Source organism: Kiloniella majae (assembly GCF_002118315.1).
Classification (GTDB): domain Bacteria; phylum Pseudomonadota; class Alphaproteobacteria; order Kiloniellales; family Kiloniellaceae; genus Kiloniella; species Kiloniella majae.
In genome coordinates, this window is sequence record NZ_MTSZ01000002.1 from 675,357 (window position 1) to 694,560 (window position 19,204).

General features: G+C 43.9%; 18 protein-coding genes. 10 read left to right on the forward strand and 8 right to left on the reverse strand.

Annotated features, from left to right (window positions below):
• Positions 1–57: 57 nt before the first annotated feature.
• The 8 genes from fliS to BKB51_RS09345 all read right to left on the reverse strand — a co-directional run bounded on the left by fliS (position 58) and on the right by BKB51_RS09345 (position 8,252).
• Positions 58–534, reverse strand: coding sequence for a flagellar export chaperone FliS (fliS, locus tag BKB51_RS09310; protein ID WP_085900801.1), 477 nt, complete (start codon positions 532–534; stop codon positions 58–60).
• Between the two features lie 11 nt (positions 535–545).
• A complete protein-coding gene (fliD, locus tag BKB51_RS09315; RefSeq protein ID WP_085900802.1) occupies positions 546–2,234 on the reverse strand; it encodes a flagellar filament capping protein FliD in 1,689 nt (562 codons plus the stop codon).
• A gap of 51 nt (positions 2,235–2,285) precedes the next feature.
• Entirely contained in the window at positions 2,286–2,687 is a 402-nt protein-coding gene (locus tag BKB51_RS09320) for a hypothetical protein (RefSeq protein ID WP_085900803.1), read from the reverse strand.
• Positions 2,688–2,797: 110 nt separating this feature from the next.
• Positions 2,798–3,610, reverse strand: coding sequence for a flagellin (locus tag BKB51_RS09325; protein WP_085900804.1), 813 nt, complete (start codon positions 3,608–3,610; stop codon positions 2,798–2,800).
• Positions 3,611–3,906: 296 nt separating this feature from the next.
• Positions 3,907–4,719: a flagellin gene (locus tag BKB51_RS09330; RefSeq protein WP_085900805.1), complete on the reverse strand. Its 813-nt coding sequence runs from the start codon at positions 4,717–4,719 to the stop codon at positions 3,907–3,909.
• Positions 4,720–5,015: 296 nt separating this feature from the next.
• The gene (locus BKB51_RS09335) at positions 5,016–5,828 is read right to left on the reverse strand and encodes a flagellin (protein WP_085900806.1); all 813 of its coding nucleotides are present in this window, start codon (positions 5,826–5,828) and stop codon (positions 5,016–5,018) included.
• 264 nt (positions 5,829–6,092) lie between these two features.
• A complete protein-coding gene (locus BKB51_RS09340) occupies positions 6,093–7,172 on the reverse strand; it encodes a DegT/DnrJ/EryC1/StrS family aminotransferase (RefSeq protein WP_085900807.1) in 1,080 nt (359 codons plus the stop codon).
• A gap of 213 nt (positions 7,173–7,385) precedes the next feature.
• Positions 7,386–8,252, reverse strand: coding sequence for a flagellin (locus BKB51_RS09345; protein WP_085900808.1), 867 nt, complete (start codon positions 8,250–8,252; stop codon positions 7,386–7,388).
• A gap of 877 nt (positions 8,253–9,129) precedes the next feature.
• Between BKB51_RS09345 and BKB51_RS09350 the strand changes: the two genes are divergently transcribed.
• From BKB51_RS09350 to BKB51_RS09395, 10 genes are all read left to right on the forward strand, one after another.
• The gene (locus tag BKB51_RS09350) at positions 9,130–9,567 is read left to right on the forward strand and encodes a flagellar protein FliS (RefSeq protein ID WP_085900809.1); all 438 of its coding nucleotides are present in this window, start codon (positions 9,130–9,132) and stop codon (positions 9,565–9,567) included.
• 22 nt (positions 9,568–9,589) lie between these two features.
• Positions 9,590–11,080 carry a flagellar hook-length control protein FliK gene (locus tag BKB51_RS09355; RefSeq protein WP_085900810.1) on the forward strand — a complete coding sequence of 497 codons (1,491 nt, stop codon included), beginning with the start codon at positions 9,590–9,592 and terminating at the stop codon, positions 11,078–11,080.
• A gap of 20 nt (positions 11,081–11,100) precedes the next feature.
• Positions 11,101–11,811: a flagellar hook assembly protein FlgD gene (locus BKB51_RS09360; protein ID WP_085900811.1), complete on the forward strand. Its 711-nt coding sequence runs from the start codon at positions 11,101–11,103 to the stop codon at positions 11,809–11,811.
• Between the two features lie 90 nt (positions 11,812–11,901).
• On the forward strand, positions 11,902–13,533 hold the full coding sequence (locus BKB51_RS09365; protein WP_085900812.1) for a flagellar hook protein FlgE: 1,632 nt from the start codon (positions 11,902–11,904) through the stop codon (positions 13,531–13,533).
• 206 nt (positions 13,534–13,739) lie between these two features.
• Complete coding sequence (sciP, locus tag BKB51_RS09370; RefSeq protein WP_085900813.1) at positions 13,740–14,045, forward strand: CtrA inhibitor SciP; 306 nt, start codon at positions 13,740–13,742, stop codon at positions 14,043–14,045.
• 255 nt (positions 14,046–14,300) lie between these two features.
• Positions 14,301–16,067 carry a flagellar basal-body MS-ring/collar protein FliF gene (fliF, locus tag BKB51_RS09375; protein WP_085900814.1) on the forward strand — a complete coding sequence of 589 codons (1,767 nt, stop codon included), beginning with the start codon at positions 14,301–14,303 and terminating at the stop codon, positions 16,065–16,067.
• A gap of 46 nt (positions 16,068–16,113) precedes the next feature.
• On the forward strand, positions 16,114–17,124 hold the full coding sequence (fliG, locus tag BKB51_RS09380) for a flagellar motor switch protein FliG (protein ID WP_085900815.1): 1,011 nt from the start codon (positions 16,114–16,116) through the stop codon (positions 17,122–17,124).
• Between the two features lie 12 nt (positions 17,125–17,136).
• A complete protein-coding gene (locus BKB51_RS09385) occupies positions 17,137–17,949 on the forward strand; it encodes a FliH/SctL family protein (protein ID WP_125911815.1) in 813 nt (270 codons plus the stop codon).
• Positions 17,950–18,014: 65 nt separating this feature from the next.
• Complete coding sequence (gene fliN / locus BKB51_RS09390; protein ID WP_371682943.1) at positions 18,015–18,311, forward strand: flagellar motor switch protein FliN; 297 nt, start codon at positions 18,015–18,017, stop codon at positions 18,309–18,311.
• 25 nt (positions 18,312–18,336) lie between these two features.
• Positions 18,337–19,176: a motility protein A gene (locus tag BKB51_RS09395; protein WP_085900817.1), complete on the forward strand. Its 840-nt coding sequence runs from the start codon at positions 18,337–18,339 to the stop codon at positions 19,174–19,176.
• Positions 19,177–19,204 lie beyond the last annotated feature (28 nt).

A 19,204-nucleotide genomic window follows, 5' to 3' on the forward strand; every position in this document is an offset into this window, starting at 1 on the left:
TAAAACAGATAAGAAACAACCTATAGGTAACAGATTTAAAACGCAACAGCGCAAAAACTACACACTAAATGAAGCATTTGATGGAGAAATATTCTCGCCATTTGAGGCGGAAAAATCATTCGGCTCCCCTTTTACACCGCCCCCAGATTGACTGCTATCACCAATCTGTTCAGCAACTGTAATCCACGTTTCTTTCATTGTTCTTAAACTAGTCAAAACATCTTCAAAAACAGCTTCGGGATTTCGGGAATTAGCCTGCATCATTCTCATGAACAAGCTATCATAAAATTCGTGAAGCATCGGGGAAACATCTCCCCCGTTTTCAAAGTCCAGCTGCCCTTGCAGACCAATAATAATTTTTGACGCCTTATCAATTGCAATAAATCTTGCCTCAAAATCTTGCGCATCATGTGCTTTCTTGGCATCATTAATCAAACGGATTGCACCTTCATACAACATGATAATGGCTTTGAGCGGGCTTACATTTTTAGAAGCCTGAGAATAAGCATTTGCGCCATAAGTATTAGGATACATTGGTTACCGCCTTAATTTTTGCTCGCATTCGCTTGCGCTTCTAGCTGCTTTCTCATGGCATCCGCCTGCGCCAGCACTTGCTCTAACCTTGAGTATTTTTCAATCAAGAAATTGCGCGTCAATACCAGTCTGGAATCAATGGCTATGATCTTTTCATTTAATTCTTTATTGGAATCAGCGAGTTCAAGTATGCGAGTAGGGATTTGCCCTGATCCAGGCTTGATAAAATCATCAATAGAATGGAAAAAATTCTCTGCAATACCATAAGATGTTTTAACTTCAATTGTTTGGGGACCACTTCCTGGTGTTCCAACAAAAACCATTGTCATTCCCTCAAAAACAGTGCCTGCTTTTCCTTTTAATGTATTACCGTTTACATCAAAAACATTGCCATACCCCGTTACGGATGCCCCTGTAATCTTCCCGTCACCATCAATACCGTCCAGAACTAGGGAAAAATCATCAACATTTACCCCTTTGGTACGAGATATAACCGCAAGTCGAGTATCATCAGGCTCAAAAGTAAATTCGAAGACATTTCGGACCCCCTCAAGGTTCGTCACCAAAGCATCATCAAGCTTTGTACTGTCAACAGCCAACTTGTTCTGATCATCAAGCTCAACACCTATTAGAGCGAGAGTATTAACGGTACCATTGTCAACACCTTCAGCACCAGTGCTCACAATACCACTCAGCGCCCGATCTACCCGCCTCAAGATATCATCCCCATACAACGGAGGCTTTGTTCCAGAAGAGGCCGACGGGTCGTAATCTCTTTGCTGCTTAACTAGATCTCTTAAAGTATTATAGGTTTCAACAAATTCATTAATTGCGGTTTTAATACCGCCTAAATTATTATTTATCTCTACCTTGATTTTGTTACCTACCTCAGCTTTGTATAACTGGACAGTAACTCCACTTATCACGTCTGTAATATTATTGGTATCACGCTCAATAACTGTGGCAATACCATCAACTTTAATTTGCGCTTTATTTCCGGCCTGCAACTCGGTTAAGACCGCCCCATCACCAAAAGTGCTTAAAAAATTACCCGCACCAGTAAGGCTAATAGCTTTGCCCGTTTCTTCAGCCGTCATGACCAAACGAAAATCGTTATCACCAACCTTAATAACTGATGCTCTTACACCTGTATCACTCGTAGTACCATTAATCGCACTGGCAATATCATTCAAAGACATGTCAGCAGTAATTGCGATATCTTTTGTCGTACCCCCCGTCAAACCAAGTGTAATTGTATCTGTTACCCCCTGAGCCGCTGTTGCATCGGCCACAACACCAGAAGAGATTTTATTTGCTGTTGCCACTTGCAACACTTCAATTTCATACACGCCGGCTTCAGCAGCATTCGTAGATGAAACCCCAAGAATATCTGTTGCCGGTGTTGTCGTAGAAGAGGTTAGAAAACCTGCTTTGGCTTCAAAAATGTTCACATCGCGTCCGGTTAAACCAGGCGGATTACGCAAAGCATTTAATGAATTTCGCAAAGATGTCAGAAGCGTATTAAGTTCACCATAAGCTTTTGATTGAATCTCATTGTCGCTAATGGTGCTTTCCATTCTTACCGCAGGAAGGCGCTTAGCCAATAAAGATGCTTCGACAATTGCGTTGGTATCAAACCCGGAGTACTGACCAGTAATTCGAGGGGATCCGTTAACGTATGTTAATGTTCCAGCTTCCATGTCTCGCTCCAAATAAAAAACATAGTTTTAACAATGCAAGATGCATTCCAGTTATGCTTCTGTATCCAGATTAACATTTACCAAGGATGGTAAACTTGACTGCTTTGGATAATTACCCAACATCGTTTTACTCGGGAATTCTGAAATTACAGCGTTATTATTCTCATCAATCAAACGAACAACTAAACGACCGGAATCACTATCGCGATAGGTCACAATGTTTGATGACAACTGAGACGCAGCGGCCGCATCGATAGAAACACCAGAGACAGATTGAGGTCCAGCTTTAGCGCTAAGTGATTGCGCTGTTTTTGCCTCTTCATTATGCGGAACATTAACAGCAGCTTGAGTTTTAGGTGCATTTCCCGAATTTAATCCTAAAGCACGTGAACCAGAAGCTGAAGTCTTCGGAATAGGTTGAGCAGGTTGCCCAGAGATAGTTATTTCTGACATCAGACCTCCTCCTTCCTAAAAAATTAAAACAAAAAAAGTATAACAGATAACTAACCTTTAAAGAAGTCGTGGATACCGAAATACCCACGACCAATAACTATTATAAGAGTTTATTGAAGAACTCTCAATAGTGTTTGCGGTATCTGATTAGCCTGTGACAAGGCAGAAACTGCCGCCTGCGTTAGCACATTTGCCGTTACAAGCTTGCTTTGTTCAGCAGCCAAATCCACATCTTTAAGCTGAGAGTTCGCAGCTTCAATATTCTCAATGGACGTAGCAACCTGTTGCCCGCGCGTTTCAAATCTTGAAATCAACGCACCAACATTTGCACGACCTTCCGCAATTGCATCAATCTGAGTATTGACATTTGTAAATGCAGTTGCAGCGGTACCGGTAGCTTGCACATCCCCACCAACGACAGCAACATTCACGCCAGACAAGTTAGCAGCAATATTATTCACGGCACCTGAAGCACTTAAACCAACGAAAAAGTTCTGATTATACGAACCATCAATCAGCGCACTACCGTTAAAGGTCGTCGTTTGCTCAATTCCAAGAACTTCATCATCAAGGGCTTGAAACTCGGCATCAATATAATCACGCTCATCATCTGTAACTGTACCAGACAATGCCTGTGCCGCCAATGCCTTCATACGCTGAAGAACATCACTGACACGCGCCAAGCCACCATCGGCAACTTGTAGGATAGAAGCCGCTTGGGAAGCGTTTGTAGCCGCCTGCCTAAGCGCAGTAACGTCAGATGTCAACTTAGTACTGATCGCAAGACCGGCAGCATCATCAGATGCACGCACGATTCTAGATCCAGAAGCAAGTTTTGCAACTGAATTTGAAGCATTAGATGAATTGTTGTTAAGAAAACGAATTGCAGAGTTTGCTGCAGTATTTGTACCAACTACGGGCATAATATAATTCCTTCTACTTGAAGTATGTTTAGCTAAACCCATCCTGGGTAAAGCCATTTTAAAGGTCGCCTTCTTGGTAACCCACTATTCCGTTCCTTCCTGAACCGAAATAGTTTAGCTGAAAATATACAAAACATATCTTCAATTACGTCTTAAATTTTGCATGTAGAGTATTGAAATTTAGTTAACAAGAGCAAAGTATCATTAACATCATACCATACATACAACTTACAATATTGACTTTAAAGAAGCCGTGGATACCGAAATATCCACGACCAATAACTACTATTAAGAGCTTATTGAAGAACTCTCAATAGTGTTTGCGGTATCTGATTAGCCTGTGACAAGGCAGAAACTGCCGCCTGCGTCAGCACATTTGCCGTTACAAGCTTACTTTGTTCAGCAGCCAAATCCACATCTTTAAGCTGAGAGTTCGCAGCTTCAATATTTTCAATGGATGTCGCAACCTGCTGTCCACGCGTTTCAAATCTTGAAATCAACGCACCAACATTTGCACGACCTTCCGCAATCGCATCAATTTGAGTATTGACGGCCGTAAACGCAGTTCCTGCATTAGCGGTACTTTGCACATCGCCACCAGGCTGTGAAACATTCACAGTTGACAAGTTAGCAGCAATATTGTTCACGGCACCAGACGCACTCAGTCCAACAAAGAAGTTCTGATTGTAAGTACCATCAATCAACGCACTACCGTTAAAGGTCGTCGTTTGCTCAATTCCAAGAATTTCATCATCAAGGGCTTGGAACTCAGCGTCAATATAATCACGCTCATCATCTGTAACTGTACCAGACAATGCCTGTGCTGCCAGCGCCTTCATACGTTGAAGCACATCACTGACACGCGCCAGGCCACCATCAGCAACCTGAAGAATAGAAGCCGCTTGGGAAGCATTTGTAGCCGCCTGCTTAAGCGCAGTAACGTCAGATGTCAGTTTTGTACTGATCGCAAGACCGGCAGCATCATCAGATGCACGCACGATTCTAGACCCAGAAGCAAGTTTTGCCACTGACGTTGAAGCATTAGATGAATTGTTGTTAAGAAAACGAATTGCAGAGTTTGCTGCAGTATTTGTACCAACTACGGGCATAATATAATTCCTTCTACTTGAAGTATGTTTAGCTAAACCCATCCTGGGTAAAGCCACTTTAAAGGTCGCCTTCTTGGCAACCCACTATTCCGTTCCTTCCTGAATCGAAATAGTTTCGCTGAAAATATACAAAACATATCTTCAACTACGCCTCAAGTATTGCATGTTGAGTATTGAAATTTAGTTAACAAGAACAAAGTATCATTAACATCATACCATACATACAACTTACAATATTGACCTTAAAGAAGCCGTGGATACCGAAATATCCACGACCAATAACTATTATTAAGAGCTTATTGAAGAACTCTCAATAGTGTTTGCGGTATCTGATTAGCCTGTGACAAGGCAGAAACTGCCGCCTGCGTTAGCACATTTGCCGTTACAAGCTTGCTTTGTTCAGCAGCCAAATCCACATCTTTAAGCTGAGAGTTCGCAGCTTCAATATTCTCAATGGACGTAGCAACCTGTTGCCCGCGCGTTTCAAATCTTGAAATCAACGCACCAACATTTGCACGACCTTCCGCAATTGCATCAATCTGAGTATTGACATTTGTAAATGCAGTTGCAGCGGTACCGGTAGCTTGCACATCCCCACCAACGACAGCAACATTCACGCCAGACAAGTTAGCAGCAATATTATTCACGGCACCTGAAGCACTTAAACCAACGAAAAAGTTCTGATTATACGAACCATCAATCAGCGCACTACCGTTAAAGGTCGTCGTTTGCTCAATTCCAAGAACTTCATCATCAAGGGCTTGAAACTCGGCGTCAATATAATCACGCTCATCATCTGTAACTGTACCAGACAATGCCTGTGCTGCCAGCGCCTTCATACGTTGAAGCACATCACTGACACGCGCCAGGCCACCATCAGCAACCTGAAGAATAGAAGCCGCTTGGGAAGCATTTGTAGCCGCCTGCTTAAGCGCAGTAACGTCAGATGTCAGTTTTGTACTGATCGCAAGACCGGCAGCATCATCAGATGCACGCACGATTCTAGACCCAGAAGCAAGTTTCGCCACTGACGTAGAAGCATTCATAGAGTTATTGTTAAGAAAACGGATTGCAGAGTTTGCTGCAGTATTTGTACCAACTACGGGCATAATATAGTTCCTTCTACTTGAAGTATGCTTAGCTAAACCCATCCTGAGTAAAGCCACTTTAAAGGTCGCCTTCTTGGCAACCTACTATTCCATTCCTTCTTGGATCAAAATAGTTTCGCTAAAAATAAATCCAATTTATCTTCAACTACGTTACGAATCTTGTATATAGAATATTAAAATTTAGTTAACAAACGCAAGTGCCATTGATGAATAACATTACAAATACCACCTATCACCTTGATAAATGATACAGTATTATGAAGATTAAATAGAACGAATCCCATTAACAACGAACAAAATATCCTTTTCCGACAAGCTGGTGCTGAATGGCAAAGCAACAACAGTCTTATAAAACATATCAGCAACAGGGAAAGAATTATATGCGCTCAAGACATTAAACAATTGATTTCGATATAAGTGATCTTCCCACCAAATAGAAGCCCCAATACCTTTTTTTCTTAACGCCTTAACGACTACATTAGCTTTTTTACCATCAAGGGCTATATTAAGTGTGGAGCTTACTTTCATGTCCTCGTCAGGCAGGGAAGAAATATTTTCGCAGGTAGCAAAGTGGGCAAAATATTCTTTTCTTACCTTTGAATACCTCCGCTTCATTCCCTCAATACGATCAAATTGCGCCAGGCCAACAGCTGCGTGATATTCACTCAACTTATAATTTCCACCATAAGACAAGGCAACTCGACCATCAACAAAGCCAAACTGGCTAAATTGACGTGCTTTTTGAATAATATTCTTATCTCTAGAAATAATCGCCCCGCCCTCACCAATCCCAAAAGCTTTTGTCGCATGAAGACTAACGACAGCAGGACAGTCACCAGGCTCTAGAGAATAAAAAGAAGCAGCAGCATCTATAACCACAGGAATTCCTGCTTTTACCGATAAAGCATCCCAATCAACAACCTTAACGGTTCCACCAAAAGGGACAACCGGCATGATGACATCAGGCCTGGGATTTGAGGGGATTGCTAAATACTCTGAAACAATTTGCGGCGTTAAAGCCCCTGTCACAGGATCGACATCACAAAACAAGACATCCATACCTACTTCAACAATCGCTTGAGCGGATGCTACAAATGTCCAAGCTGGTAACAAGCAGGTACGACGCTTATTTTTAGAGGATGCTTTAAAATCAGAAGAAACGGCTTTTAGGGCAATCGACAGACCCGATGTGGCACTTGAAACTGTCGTAATATTTTTATTCTGCACATTGAAATGGTCAGCTAAACGATCTTCAAAGGCACATAATCTTGGACCAAAATTCGTATACCACTTATCCCTATCTATCATCTCCAAATAAGACACCAAATCTTTTACAGTCGGCATATCGGGAATCAATAACGGTATCAAAGCAGCCTCAATGAGTTAAATTAATTTTTGATTTTATATACTTAACACATCAGACCAAACTAAATCTTAAATATTTATTACTTTAGCCCAGCCCCTTTTAAAAACCTAAAATACAAATACGCCCTGACACATATTTGGGCGCCCATCCTGGGCGCCCAAAGAGCTATGTGAAAGTTAATAAGTACCAGGCTATTGCAGTAGTGATAACAGCGTCTGAGGCAACTGGTTCGCCTGAGACAATGCTGACACCGAGGCTTGAACAAGTACCTGCGAAGATACAAGACGAGATTGCTCGGCAGCCAGATCGACATCCATCACAGATGAAAGTGCTGCATCAATGTTTTCCTTTGAAGTCGCAACCTGTTGTTGCCTGAATTCAAATCGAGAAACGATTGAGCCAAGATTTGCACGCGCTTCAGAAACTTCATTAATAGCCAGATCAACAGAGGCCATCGCTGTTGTAGCAGCAGCAGGTGTCGTCACAGTCGTAGAACTAAGAACCGTTCCACCTGAGGCCAAACCTCCCGATGTGAAATTACTTGCAGAAATACTTAAAGACGAAATATCAACGGGAATGACATCTGCTGGCGTCACACCAACAAAAAAGTTAACCGTCCCAGTACCAAACTGTGCACCTGTACCATCCAAAAGAGACTCACCATTAAATCGCGTACTGCTTGCGATACCATTAATCTCTTCAAGTAATTGAGAGTACTCCGCATTGATAAAACCGCGTTCGATAACAGTCGGCACACCAGAAAGAGAGGCCGCAGCCAAGGATTTTAACCTCTGTAAAACATCTGCTATTCGTGCAAGACCACCATCACCGACCTGCATAACAGATGCACCTTGCGCAGAGTTGATCGACGCTTGCTGCAACACATTACTATCAGCACGAAGTCGAGTACCAATTGCAAGTCCAGCGGCATCATCAGATGCATTCACGATCCGAGAACCGGAAGCAAGTTTGGAAATTGAACTTCCAGATTTTGTGGAGTTCAAATTCAAAAAACGCAGCGCAGAGTTCGCTGCTGTATTCGTTGTTACTGTAGGCATGTTCTTTCCTTTCACATTTAGCTCAACGGAAGGCTGCTTGCCATTCCACCGCCCAAGACGGCATACGTTGAATTCGAAACAGAAAATGCAAAGGTCGTGCCAATTAAATTTTTATATACAAATCAAATACTTAAACAACATTTTCATATTTTATATAGAAAAAAATACCCCTATACATCTAGCAATATGTCGTTTTCTACCCCCTTTATGGAAAACGATTCCTAGTAATAAATAACAAATGAGGAAAAAAATACTCATCAACATTTCATCACCAGCAGTGCTATGCTAGCCCCCCCCCTACACATCACAAAGCTTTACTCAAATGACAAGATAACAAAAGAAACAAGAGACTTACTTCACACACAATTAAACACACGGCATTGTAATAAAAAATATAATGAAAGACTTCGAATTGATTGTAGAAAAAATAGTAAAATTGAGTTTAAATCACCCAACTCAGTTAAGATTAAATATACCTTCCGCATAGGACGTATATATAAAGTCAGCAAAATCTCACGGATCACTTACGAAAAGCATATGAATCATCCTCGTCATTAAACCGTGTATAACTCTCCCTTAATTAAGGGTCACTTGATGTTAATTAAACCCAAAACCTGAAACAACATCACTCTCTCACCAAATCACAACAGGTATCATTATATAAAAACACTCATTATCAGGCCACCTCGCCTACTTCTATTTTCACCCGGCATCTTTAACCTTTTCCTACCATCTATACTCGGCATTCTTTTCCGACCACCTGCCTCTCGCAAATTTTATCCTTAAAAATCAACAACCAAACAAGACTAGCAAAACTGGCCCGCACTTTGCATTAATTATCCTGAGTTTTTGTAATTCAAGATGGATTGGACACAAAATGCATTGGCAAGCAGACAACACAGCAACACCATTAGACACTTTAGATACGTCTCCCGGTGAAGTTTTGATGCTCATTAACCAGGTTATCAATGCCTTGGGAGAAGCCAAAGATGCCGTGACCGCGCTGGAAATAGAAAAACGGTTTAATGCGACAATGAAAGCATCTGCTTTGCTGGACTCTATAGAAGAAGAAATGAAAGCAGATATTTCCGAAAATGTCCGCAGCTCTTTTATGCAAACGCATCTCAGTCTGATTGCCAATATTACCCGCACCAATGTGAAAAATGATCTTGAATCAGCGAAAGAATCAATTGCCCTTATGATGAGCTTTCGACAGATCTGGGTAACGCTTCATCCCACCCTCGAAGAAGAATGCTTTACATGGCCCTTATCATCCACCCAGAACCATCGTCGTTCAGGTCTCCACCTGGCCTAAAGATTAAAGATTCAGGGATAGAATGATGAACAACTACAATATCGACATAACCAGAACGACCTCGCAGCAATCGACTGCAAAAGCCAAACAGACGACCGCAAGCGCTAGTCAGGTTTTCGCAGAATATCTGAACTCTGTTGGCTCCGGCGGGAAATCGGCCGCAGCTAATCCGTCACTCACACGGGACAACTCATTACTGGGAAAGATTTTCAACAAAACGCCTTGGCCAGCCGAGCGGGAAATAAGCTTTAGCGCTCCGGAAAAGAGCGTAGAAGCCCCCCGCGTTGTCGACGAAGACACGAACAGTAGCCGCTCGACATCCTCAGCTGATGAAGATGTTAAAACATCGGAAGATTCCACGAATCATAACGACGCCTCTAATGCGTCATCTGAGAGCAAGGACACCCGCACAGAGACTTCAGATGCTAAGAACAAAGATGACGCCATAGAACGCAAAGAGGCTGATTCTGGCGAAACGTCTGAAGAAAGTATTGCTGATGTAGCTGCTGTCGTTGTTGAGCCAACAGCTCCACAAAGCACCACACAAGTCGCTGCTCAACCAAAGCAACTAGCAGCAAGCTCTGCAGTTAATCAAAATGCAACAGCTTTAGCGGCGCAACAAAATACAAAACCCGAGCATGTAAATCCTGGGCCAAATAAATCAGGAGTAGCCATTGTTAAGATTACTGAAGCTGATATCACATCAAGGCCGATAAGCAATTTGACAGCAACAACATCTGTTAATGCGCTAAATAGTCAAGATATCAGTACGGCTTCTGCAAATGCTAGTGCGCAAGACAAATCAAAGGGATTGGTGACAGCCAATGCAACCCAAACAGTTAACGGAAAAACTGCTACGCCGGGTCAAGTTGCTCAGGCTGCCCTTGCCAACAACGCCGGACAAAATGGAAGCAATGCGAATGCCCAATCCCAAAATGGTAACGGGATGGCAAAAATGGACATTGGCCAGGTAACTAATACAAAGGCTCAGTCTCAAATAACAAACCTGAATTTTGCAGAAACCTTAGCCGCGACTAGCCGCACATCCAAGCCAGCACCAACGGCACCAATGCAAAGTACACTTAAATCAATGAATGTAACGCCAGCAGACCAATTATCGATACACATCAGAAAAGCAGTTGGCGATAACAAAGACAGTATTTCCATCAAATTGCACCCGTCTGAACTGGGCCGCGTCGACGTAAAACTCGAAATTGTTGATGGCACTACTATGAAGGCAATGATCTCGGCCGAACGCCCTGACACATTGGATATGCTTCAACGAGATTCGCGCATGCTTGAAAAGGCCCTACAAGATGCTGGCCTTAAAACGGACGGACAAAGCCTGAGTTTCAACCTAAAGCAAGACGGTAGCGAACAAGGCGCAACGTCAGATCGTGGTTCGGAATTAGCAGGTTCAGATACCTCTTCTGCTACAGAAGAAGACATGGCTGAAGCAACTGAAACAATAAAGCAATCGTCACATGATGGCGATTTGGATATTAACGTTTAACCGGACGGCAGGATAGTAAGATGGATACACAAGCAGCACAAACGCCAGCCGCCGTTAACGGAGTACAGTATCAGGATTCCAGCGGGTCAGGCTCATTAACCGGCGGACAGTCTATCAATGATACCTTTGATATGTTCTTGAAACTGTTAACAACTCAATTAAAAAATCAAGACCCATTGGAGCCAACAGATAACACTGAATTTGTTAATCAGCTGACACAGTTTACGCAAACTGAGGCGGGTTTAAACACAAACAAAAAGCTCGACAGCTTAATTGCCCTTCAGAGTAATACACAGTTGACGTCAGCTCTTGATTACGTTGGCAAGGAAGTCAAAGCAGACAGTATTGTTCTTAGTTTGGGTGATTCTGGCGCTGACGCTATTTATGGCCTGACTGCTAATGCAGCTACAACAGAGATTAAAATACTTAACTCTGAAGGCAAGACAGTTAGGACGCTTCAAGGTCAAACATCCGCAGGTCAACATGAAATTCACTGGGACGGTAAAGATGACAACGGCAACGATATGGAAAAAGGTATCTATGCTTTCAGCGTTGTCGCAAAAGATTCTCAAGAGAAAGTAATACAGACAGCCCAAGGTATTCAGGGCACGGTTACTGGCGTCCAAATGAGCAATGGCAGCGTGATTTTAAACATCGGCGAAATTGAAGCACCGCTTAATAGTGTTCAAGCCGTCATTCAAAAACAGTCCACCACAGGAGGAAGTTCTTAAGATGAAAATAAGCACTTACATAGATTTATTTTATCGCACCAAGAGCTTGCTCTGCCTGACAGCAACTTTAATCACTAGGGAGATTGGATCATGAGTATTTATGGCGCCCTTTATTCTGGCGTATCCGGGCTCTCGGCTCAAAGTAATGCTATGGGCATGATTTCGGATAATATCGCAAACGTCAACACGACTGGTTACAAAGGTGTAAGCGCACGCTTTTCCACCCTTGTCGCGCAATCTTCCAGTGAAACACTCTATGCACCAGGCGGTGTTCGTTCAGCTCCATTGAGAAATATTGATAAACAAGGGCAATTACAAGGAACAGCATCCGCTACCGATCTTGCCGTTGCAGGCAAAGGCTTTTTTGTAGTCGCAGACCGCGCGGGCAACACAACCGGTACTCAATACCTCTTTACGCGTGCGGGTTCTTTCAGACCCAATGCGTCTGGCGACCTCGTCAATGCTGGAGGATATTATCTGCAAGGCTGGCCTATAACTCCGGGTAGCTCAACTCCGACAAGTGGCAGTACGTTTACTGGCCTAGAAACAATTAACGTGGCAAATCTGAACGGTACTGCACGCGCCACAACGAACCTGGAATTGGCTTTGAACCTGCCATCCACTGTTCTACCAACAGAACAGACCAGCGATGTCGCTATGGAAGTTAACTTAAACAGTGCAGCAGCAGCAGGTACAACACATGATGTAGTCACGACAGTAAATGACCCAACAGGTGTAGCTCAGTCAGTCACTTATCGCTGGACAAAACTTGCCGCGCCAAACCAGTGGACTCTTGAAGCATTAGCACCGGCTGGTGGTACTGTTAACAATGGCGGTCCAACAAACGTTACCTTTGACCCTGTAACAGGGCGACCGACCTCTGGTTTCCCACCTCCAGATCCTCTTTATACCTGGAACAATGGCTCAACAAGTACCATTGATATTGGAAGTTACGGTAATGCGATCACAGAAACAGCCGCAGCTTCTGCATCCACAGCGACACAGTATAATGATCAATACTTAGCAACTGTTCAGGTTTATGATGACTTAGGAAATACCCATGACATGCAGCTTGCATTTACCAAAACCGCTGCTAATGACTGGTCAATGACAGTCCTAAACCCAACCCTGAACGGAGCAACCAGTGGTATCGTTGCCAATCTACCCAGAACCATACAGTTCTCAGGTGGTGTTCCTAGCTTAATCAACATGCCACCAATTACCATTGATTGGTCTGTCGGTTCAACAGGCGCTACTAACAGCACCATTGCTCTTGATGCAGGCACTGTGGGTTCTCCTGACGGGATTATCCAGTTCTCGGGCAACTTCATTCTTAACTCTGCAGAGCAAGACGGTGTGACTTTTGGTAATTTCCGTGGCGTCTCTGTCAGTGAAGAAGGCGTGGTTACCGCTCTCTTTGATAACGGAGAACAATTGGATATTGCCCAAATACCTCTTGGTATGTTCCCGAATCCCAATGGCCTCGAGGGGCGAACAGGCAACGCATACAGCGCGACAGCAAATTCAGGTAACTTCTTGCTGAACCGTCCTAAGATTGGCGGTGCGGGCCTAATTGCCTCTTCCTCACTCGAAGCATCAAACGTTGATCTCGCCGAAGAGTTCACAAAAATGATCGTGACTCAGCAAGCTTATTCAGCAAGCTCAAAAATCATCACAACTGCTGATGAAATGCTTGATGAGCTCATCAGAATTGCGAGATAGACAAAATAAAAAGAAAACAAAAAATTATTTTTTCAGCCACCCAAAACTGGGTGGCTGTTTTTTTGCCCTTAAAAGGCTGTTTAAAAAGACAATTTATATAATACATAAAATTTAAGATAAATTGTCTAAATTATTGATATTAATAGTTTTTCAATATCCACAAGCTATAAAAGCAATTCTTATTTGAATAGCTGGAGTAGAAAACAATGCCGTCTCGCAATTTAAGCCGGCGGACGAGTGATGCAGATATCAATACACATCCTCTTTCTCTTGATGATCTACCACCACCAGAAACAAAAAGGTGGGTTATACGAAGGAAAGCCCAAGTTGTCGCTGGGGTCAGAAACGGTGTCATCAGCCTGGATGATGCGTGCAAGCGCTATAAGCTCTCTTTGGAAGAGTTTCTTTCTTGGCAACGTTTAATCGATAATCATGGATTACGCGGTCTGAGAACCACTCATCTACAAAAATATCGCATTGATACAGAACACAAAGAAACGTCAAAACATTAAAGGAAATCTACATTTATTTCGTATATTTTCGATATTTTTTACTATCTAAAAGTGTTTTTTGCTGAGCTTATTGTTTAAAAGACAATAAGCTCTTGACTTATATAGACAAAATTTGATTCAATCCGCTGGGCAATTTTTTCCCACTACTAGGCAATTTTTTCCTTTGTTAACGTCCTATTTACCGAATAGCGGTAGGTTAGTGTTAACAGATTTAACTGTCAGTAAGTAAACAGCAATAATTCGGATCATGCGGTAGTGAATACATTCGTTGATACATTAAAGAACCTGGGGCCTGTTCGTCTTGGCATAATGGCCGGTGTTGCAGCAGCTATTATCGCGTTTTTCATATACTTGACTGGGCGCGTAGCCACACCGGAAATGGCCCTGTTATACGCTGACCTTGATACACAGGATGGCGGCCAGATTGTAAGCGAGTTGGAACAACTTCAGGTTCCTTACAAACTCTCCCCTGCTGGCGATGCTGTTTACGTACCCAGTAACAAAGTTGGCGCGATGCGCGTTGCGATGGCTGAAAAAGGTCTGCCATCAGGTGGCTCCATCGGGTATGAAATATTTGATCAATCCGAAGCTTTGGGCACAACAAGCTTTGTGCAAAATATTAATCACGTAAGAGCACTCGAAGGCGAACTCTCTCGCACGGTTAAGTCTATAAACCGTGTTAAACAGGCACGCGTTCATCTTGTCATGCCACAACGAGAACTCTTTAGCAGAGATAAGCAGTCTCCTTCCGCCTCTGTCGTTGTAACAACACAAGGGAACAACACCCTTGATCGCCAACAGATCCTCTCTATTCAACACTTGATCTCAGCCGCCGTCCCCGGCATGAAACCTCTGAACGTTTCCATTATCGATGATAAAGGAAACCTCTTGGCTCGTGGCGGAGAAGAAGGTGATTTGGACCAGCTGACCAGCACTGCAGATGAGCGCCGCGTAGCTTATGAAACCCGCCTCATGCGCACCGTCGAAGAATTACTGGAACGCTATGTTGGTCGAGGAAATGCCCAGGTTCAAATTTCTGCAGAAATGGATTTTGACAGAGTAACTGAAAACTCAGAGATCTATGACCCAGATGGTCAGGTTGTCCTGTCGACACAAACTGTTGAAGAAAATGCCAATGAAGCTGACAATGCCGGAAATGAAGGAATTACAGTAGGGAATAACCTGCCTGATGCCAATTTGGGGCAGCTTGGTGGCGCTTCTGGCAGCCAGAGCAATAGCTCACGCCTTGAAGAAACAGTAAACTTCGAAAATTCAAAAGTTATCAAGACCCGTGTCCGTGAAACAGGTGCTGTAAGACGGCTATCTGTTGCAGTCATCATTAATGACATCACAGAGATTAACGAAGAAGGTGTCAGAACCTTTACCAACAGAAGCGAAGAAGACCTCGCACAACTCGGCGCAATTGTCCGGTCAGCTGTAGGTTTTGATGAAGCCCGGGGTGACACGGTTGAGATCGCTAATTTCCGCTTTGCTGAACTTGATCCATTACTCCTTCCTGAAGAAGGCGTTCTTGGGATGGATAAAGAAGACATGATGCGCTTTGCAGAGCTCTTTATCCTCGGCATTGTTGCGATCCTTATTCTTCTTCTTGTAGTACGTCCTCTTGTTACCCGCGTTATTGATGGTGATTTTGCTCCGGCTGGTGGGGGCAGTGGCGGTGGTACTATAACCATTCCAGGTCCAGATGGCCGTCCTATGGTAATAGCCGCGCCTGCAGGGGCAGCAGGTGCCCCGGGTTCGCCAATGATCCCTGGCATGCCGGCACAGATTGGTGCAGATGGAACCCCTCTTCTCACTTCAACCGCAGGCGGAACCGATGAAGCAGGACTTCCGACAGAAGCAGCCGGCGTAAATAATGAAATTGAACAGATGATTGATATGAACAAGGTTGAGGGACGTGTTCGCGCCTCTTCTTTGAACAAGATCGGTGAAATCGTCGAGAAACATCCTGAAGAAGCCGTTCAGATTTTACGCGGATGGCTTTATCAGGAAGGCAAGTAACATCTTAACAGCAGCCCAAGTATGATCATAGATAAGAGCAACGAGTATGCGTGACGACTATAGAACAATGACCGGCCCCGAGAAGGCAGCTCTTCTGGTGATGGCACTGGGTGAATCGCAAACAGCTCAACTATTTTCCATTATGGAAGATGATGAAATTCGTGAGTTGTCACAAATAATGGCCACACTTGGTACTGTAAGTGCTCAACTTATCGAACGCTTGTTGGTTGAATTTGCGGATCAGATATCAACAACAGGCACAATTGTTGGTAGTTACGATAGTACAGAACGCTTGTTGATGAAGGTCCTGGACAAAGACCGTGTCGACACCATCATGGAAGAAATCCGTGGTCCAGCGGGTCGCACCATGTGGGAAAAACTTGCGAATGTTAATGAAAACGTTCTCGCTAATTATCTTAAAAATGAGTACCCGCAGACGGTTGCCGTCATCTTGTCCAAAGTCAAACCAGAACATGCTTCACGTGTTCTGGGACTTCTTCCAGAGCCTTTTGCGATGGAAGTTGTTATGCGTATGCTCCGCATGGAAGCCGTGCAAAAAGATGTTCTGGACGATGTTGAAAGAACACTTCGTAACGAGTTTATGTCAAATCTTGCACGAACCAACAGACGTGATTCTCACGAAATGATGGCCGATATTTTCAACTTCCTTGATCGGAATGTCGAAAGTCGTTTTATGAATGCACTGGAAGAGCGCAACAAAGATTCAGCCGAGAGAATTAAAGCTCTGATGTTCACCTTTGAAGATCTTGGTAATTTGGATCCGGGCGGGGTTCAGACACTCTTGAGTGCTGCCGAAAAAGACAAGTTGGCCATTGCGCTGAAAGGATCATCAGAAACGCTAAGAGAACTGTTCTTTACAAACATGTCCGAGCGCGCAGCAAAAATCATGAAAGAAGATATGCAGGCAATGGGACCAATTCGTCTTAAAGATGTCGACGAAGCTCAAATGTATATGGTTACCATCGCCAAAGACCTTGCTGAAAAAGGTGAAATCGTCATGGCCGATTCAAAAGGCGAAGACGAGTTGGTGTATTAGGAGTAATAGGTGGTGGCGAGTTCTACACAAAAATTCCTTTTTGACACCTCTTTTGAAGGTCGGGGCGAGACTGGAAAAAACAAAGGAAACAAGGTTGCCTCTGACAGTTTTGCTGACTTTATGGGCAACTCTACACCTCCCCAATCAGTCCCAGAAGAAGTAATTGAACCCAAAGAAGTTCCTTTACCCGAAGGCGCCATTTCTCTTGAAGAATTGGAAGCTGAAAAACAAGCCGCTTATGCCGAAGGTTTTGCGGCAGGGCAAATAGATGCGCAAAATCATGCAGCAGAAACAGCTGAAGCACTAATTGCTCAATCCATTAACCAGATGTCACAACAGCTACAGGCACTACAGGCGACCCAACAGTCTCAGGTCCAGGAACTGCAAAGCGTTTCAATAGAAGTGGCATTAACCGCTGTAAAAAAACTGTTTCCGAGCTTGGTAAATCACACCTCTTTGGACGAAGTTATTCTTGTTTTCCGTGAGTGCCTCGATCGCCTGCCCCAAGAACCGCGATTGGTCATCCGTGTTTCGGATGTAACACTGGATGTCGTTCAGGAAAAACTGGAACAGGTTGCCAAACAAAGTGGATTTAACGGCAATTTGGTATTCTTATCTGAACCGGGAATGCCTGCCGGAGATGTTCGGGTCGAATGGGCCGAGGGTGGCGCAGAGAGAACCGCAACAGAACTCCTGCAGGAAATTGAGACAATTATCAATCGCGCCGTAACAAATTTCTCACTGCCCGGAGCTGCCGGGAAAACCAGTACAACACCAGATGCAGATAGTTTGGTAGATGTACCAACCAACGAGATCACACAATGAACGATGACGACGATACACCAAACGCAGCCGACGATGCTTTTCCTTCTGTGCCAGAGATGCCAGAGATGGAAGATGAGTCAGCGATGCCAGAACCTGGTGGACGCCCACCAACCAACGCAAAAGAGCTGGAAGCAGTCTATGACATTCCGGTACAGGTTTCTGCCATTCTGGGTAAAGCCAACATGCAGGTCAGCCAACTTCTTAAGTTAGGTCGTGGCGCTGTTATCGAGCTTGACCGTAAAGTTGGGGAAGCCATTGATATCTACGTTAACAATAGACTAGTTGCGCGTGGTGAAGTCGTTGTTGTTGAAAACCGTCTCGGCGTGACAATGACTGAGATCATCAAAATGGACCGCAACTAGATCCATTTGGGATAAGAGCTAGACCATGGCAAACACATCACAAACGCGCGCTACAGAGGGGACACAAGTCCCCAGTCGCCCGCAATCCAATGCAACAGTTGATTATGCAACGCTTGGCGGCGTTGTAGGTGCGTTTTTGATCATCATTACAGCAATGATTCTGGGTGGCTCTCCTGGATCATTCTTTAATTTGCCAGCAATCCTGATTGTCATAGGTGGTACTTTTTTGGTGACAACGATCTCATTCACCTTTGATGAGGTAAGCAGGTCACAAAAAACAATGCTTCGGGCAGCATTGTACCAAGCTGAAACGCCGGGGAATGCAGCACTTCAAGTTCTCTTCCTTGCAGATCAAGCGCGCCGAAACAGTATTCTGTCACTACAAAAACATCTGAAAGATATCCAGAATAGTGGCTTCTTACACCGTGCGACAGAAATGCTTGTCGATGGTATTGCCCCAGAACAGCTAGAAGCAGTCTTGGAGCAGCAACTCATTGCGACACAAAACCGACACCAACGTTCTGCCAATATCCTTAGACGAGCAGGTGAAGTTGCACCGGCGATGGGCTTGATAGGAACACTTGTCGGGCTGGTACAGATGCTCAGTAATCTGGAAGATCCCAGCACAATCGGCCCCAGTATGGCTGTGGCTCTTTTAACGACCTTCTACGGAGCCATTCTATCAAACATGGTTTTCCACCCTCTAGCCGCCAAGCTGGAAAGAATTTCGCAGACTGAAGCTATCGTAAACCAAATCTATACCATTGGGATTTGTTCTGTATGTAAACAAGAAAACCCAAGACGTTTAGAAATAATGTTGAACACTATTCTCTCTCCGGACCAGAGAGTGAATTATTTTGATTAAGACGGTCACATACATAACCGTCGACCAG